The sequence below is a fragment of the Gammaproteobacteria bacterium genome (assembly GCA_011682695.1).
Taxonomy (GTDB): domain Bacteria; phylum Actinomycetota; class Acidimicrobiia; order Spongiisociales; family UBA4744; genus BMS3Bbin01.
Map to the genome: position 1 here is coordinate 1 of JAACED010000113.1, position 3,072 is coordinate 3,072.

3 protein-coding genes are annotated in these 3,072 nt (G+C 64.6%); all 3 read left to right on the forward strand.

The window, feature by feature from the left end:
- Positions 1-176 (forward strand): hypothetical protein (locus GWP04_12525; protein ID NIA26363.1); only part of this gene is annotated, 176 nt, incomplete at its 5' end.
- A gap of 105 nt (positions 177-281) precedes the next feature.
- Positions 282-2,036 (forward strand): hypothetical protein, encoded by a 1,755-nt coding sequence (locus tag GWP04_12530; protein ID NIA26364.1) that lies wholly within the window; start codon positions 282-284, stop codon positions 2,034-2,036.
- A 59-nt stretch (positions 2,037-2,095) separates the two neighbouring features.
- The coding region (locus tag GWP04_12535; GenBank protein ID NIA26365.1) for a transposase at positions 2,096-3,072 on the forward strand (977 nt) is incomplete at its 3' end.

A 3,072-nucleotide genomic window follows, 5' to 3' on the forward strand; every position in this document is an offset into this window, starting at 1 on the left:
TGCGCAACATCCAGAACGAGGCCGGACTGCTCGAACCGATCGTGAAGATGTTCTCCAACGACGACCGTCTCGACGACCTCGCCTCCTGGGAGGCGTCCCCAGACCTCACCCCGGAGGCACCGAAGCGGATCGTTCGACGCTCCGCCCGAGGCAGAAGGCGCCGCAGCCTCCTGTAGTCCCTCGTCTCATCCGGGGACCATCGGGCACCACCGAAGCGGTGCTGCAAACCACCTGATCACCCGCGGCTGCACCGTCGACGTCAGCCGATAGGATGAGGCGCGATGAGGTGCAGGCTGGGTGTCTGGGTGGTGGCCGTGTCCCTGGCGGCCGTATCCTGCTCGACGGGCACAGAGGCACCGGTGAGCTCTTCAACGACGTTCCCGGTCACCCAACCGGCGACGACCCAGGCAACGCTGCCACCGGCCTCGACATCCACGTCTGCGGCGACCGTGCCGGAGCACCGGGTGTCGCGGATCACCGTCGACGGTGACCGGTTCGCTGTCGCCGATACCGCTGAGCCGTTCGTTCCGGTCGGGGTCGACTACTTCAACATCGTGCCGATCGCGGGCGGCTTCGAAGATCGGGGGTTCTCACCGGCGATCTTCGACGAGGCGCAGGTCACTGCAGACTTCACCCGCCTGGCCGACGCCGGGTACACGACGGTGCGCATGTTCATGGACTCGTGCGGCTCCGGCGACGCGTGCATCGGCTCTTCGACAGGACGCGGCCTCAACCCGGAGTATCTGGCGGTGATCGCCGAGGTGACCCGCATCGCCCGGCAACAGGGCCTCTATCTGGTTCTGACATCGAACGACCTGCCGGATCAGGGCGGCTACTGGGAGCAGTCCAACAAGGGTGCATCCGGCCAATTCGCCGGGTACCGCAACGCCCACTACCTCACCGCCCCCGGGGTCGCCACGGCGGTGCGCTATTGGGATGATCTGATGGGCGGCCTCGAGGACGCCGACGCGGCGTTCGACGCCGTCCTCGCCTGGTCGATTCTCAACGAGCAGTGGTTCTTCGCCGACCAGCCGCCCCTGTCGCTCACGTCCGGTGTGGTGACGACTGCAAACGGCCGCAGCTACGACCTCTCCGACCCGGAGCAGAAGCGAGCCGTGACGACCGACGGGATCCGCTACTACATCGATCAGGTCGCGTCGGTGATCCGGGGCCACGACCCGGACGGGTTGGTCACCATGGGGTTCTTCACACCTCAGTTTCCCAATGCCACGGCGATCGGGGGTGACTGGTACGTCGATACGGCGCCACTGCTCGCCGACAGCGCCCTGGACTTCTTCGACTTGCACGCGTATCCGGGCGGCGACCTCGACCTGGCGAAGATGGCGGAGAACTTCGGGATGGTCGGCTACACGGCCAGGCCGATCATCATGGGCGAGTTCGGTGCGTTCGTAGACCGGTACCCCAAGCTCGACGTGGCGGCATGGACGTTGCAGACGTGGGTGGCCGACTCGTGTGATCTGGGGTTCGACGGCTGGTTGCACTGGGCGTATGTGCAGGCGCCGAGAGCGATCGGCGACGCCACCTGGGGGCTCGTCGACGAGGACGGTCTGCTGCTCGACGCCTTGTCACCGGCACGCCGGGACCCGTGCAGCCCCGCGGACGTCCGCACCGCCAATGTCGCGTTCCATGCGCCGGTACGGGCGTCACGAAGCCTTCCGGCCGAGCCGCCGGAGGCCGCCGTCGACGGTGGCCCTGCCCAGTGGGGTTCCGGGGCGGATGCACCACAGTGGATCGAGGTGGCGTTCCCCGACGGGATCGACGTCGGCTCGGTCGTGCTGACGGTCGCCCAATGGCCGGCCGGACGGACCGTTCACGAGATCACCGCCATGCTCGCGTCCGGCAAGACCGTCTCCCTGCACCGTTTCGACGGCCCGACCGTCGACGGGGACATCCTCGAGTACCGGCTCCCCGAGCCGGTCACCGACGTGGTCGCGGTCCGTGTGACGACCACGCTGAGCCCGAGCTGGGTGGCGTGGCGGGAGATCGAGATCTACGGCCCGGACGACGGCGACTAGGACCCTGTTGATTAATTCGGTGCTCGCGTTCGTGGTCGCGGTGTGTGAAACTGCGCGTTATGCAAGGTCTAGACAATCCGAACCGTGAGTTGTTGGATGCTGAGGCGTTGTGCCGTCAGCTTGTTGACGAGGGGTCGGTGTATGCGTTTCTGGCTGATCACCGCACCGAGGTGTTCCCTGATGAAATGTTTGAGGACCTGTTTCCGTCATTGCGGGGCCGCCCGTCGATACGGGCTGGGGTGATGGCGTCGGCAATGATCCTCAAGGAGTTGGAGGGCTTGTCTGATCGTCAGGCTGCCGAGGCGTTGCGTTGCGATATCCGTTGGAAGGTTGCGTGCGGTCTTGCTCTTGATGGCGAAGGTGTGCATTACACGGTGTTCACGTATTGGCGTCAACGTCTCGCGAAGTCCCAGTCCCCGAATCGGATTGGGGATGCGGTGCGTCAGGTCGTGGACGCTACTGGCGTGTTGAGCGGGAAGAAGCGCCGGGCGTTGGATTCGACGCTGCTCGATGACGCAGTAGCGACTCAGGACACGGTCACCCAGCTGGTGTCTCAGATACGGCGGGTCCGCCGTCTGGTCCCTCAAGCGAGGGTGGTAGATGTTGCGGCTCATGATTATGACGTGTCAGGGAAACCGGTGTGTGCGTGGGACGACCCTGATGCCAAGGCTGCACTCGTATCGGGACTCGTGAACGACGCCCTGGCGATCCTCGACGCTGTCACCGATGTCTCCCTCGATGACAAGGCTGCCGACGCGGTTGGTCTGTTGGCCCTGGTTTCGGGTCAGGATGTTGAACCCGGTGACGCAGAAGGAACATGGCGGATCTTTGACGGCACCGTCAAAGACAGGGTGATCTCAACAGTTGACCCGGAGGCTCGTCATATGCACAAATCCCGATCAAGCTATCGGGATGGATACAAGGCCCACATCGCGGTTGAACCCGAAACCGGGATCATCACAGCGTGTGATCTGACGCCAGCCAACATTGGGGACGGACCGGTCGGTGTTGATCTTCTCGAAGGTGAAGAGCCCGG

What these genes read in the sequence shown, in the direction of transcription:
- GWP04_12530 (NIA26364.1), top strand. Translation starts at nt 282, where the DNA reads ATGAGGTGCAGGCTGGGTGTCTGGGTGGTGGCCGTGTCCCTGGCGGCC.